Annotated in this window: 1 protein-coding gene; it reads left to right on the top strand. The window is 38.4% G+C overall.

Annotated features, from left to right (window positions below):
- The first annotated feature begins 65 nt into the window (after positions 1-65).
- On the top strand, positions 66-368 hold the full coding sequence (locus H740_RS01805) for an HU family DNA-binding protein (RefSeq protein ID WP_002950674.1): 303 nt from the start codon (positions 66-68) through the stop codon (positions 366-368).
- The last annotated feature ends 147 nt before the right edge of the window (positions 369-515 follow it).

The raw sequence follows: 515 nt of genomic DNA on the forward strand, positions 1-515 counted from the left end.
CTATTGTATTTTTTATAAAAACGTTGTAAAATGCCCGCATATCACTTCTTATTAAGGATGGTTCAATGAAAAAAGCTGATTTTATTCAAGCTGTTGCCGAAAAGGCTGGTCTTTCTAAAAAAGATTCTCTAAAAGTCGTTGACGCGGCACTAGAAGTAATCCAAAACGCACTAGTTGCAGGAGATAGCGTTAGCTTTATAGGTTTTGGTACATTCGGTACAGCCGATAGAGCAGCTAGAAAGGCAAGAGTACCTGGAACTAAAAAAGTTATCGATGTTCCTGCTAGCAAAGCCGTTAAATTTAAAGTGGGCAAAAAACTAAAAGAAGCCGTAGTAGCCGGCGCAGGCAAAAAAGGCAAAAAGAAATAATCCCTCTTTCATGAAAGCTCAAATTTGAGCTTTCATGCTTTTTTAATCTCTTTTTTATATCTTTCAAGGTAAAATCTCAACTCTTTATTAGCCCGAGTGGTGAAACCGGTAGACGCGCCAGACTCAAAATCTGGTAAGGGCAACCTT

The organism is Campylobacter showae CC57C (assembly GCF_000344295.2).
Lineage (GTDB): Bacteria > Campylobacterota > Campylobacteria > Campylobacterales > Campylobacteraceae > Campylobacter_A > Campylobacter_A showae_B.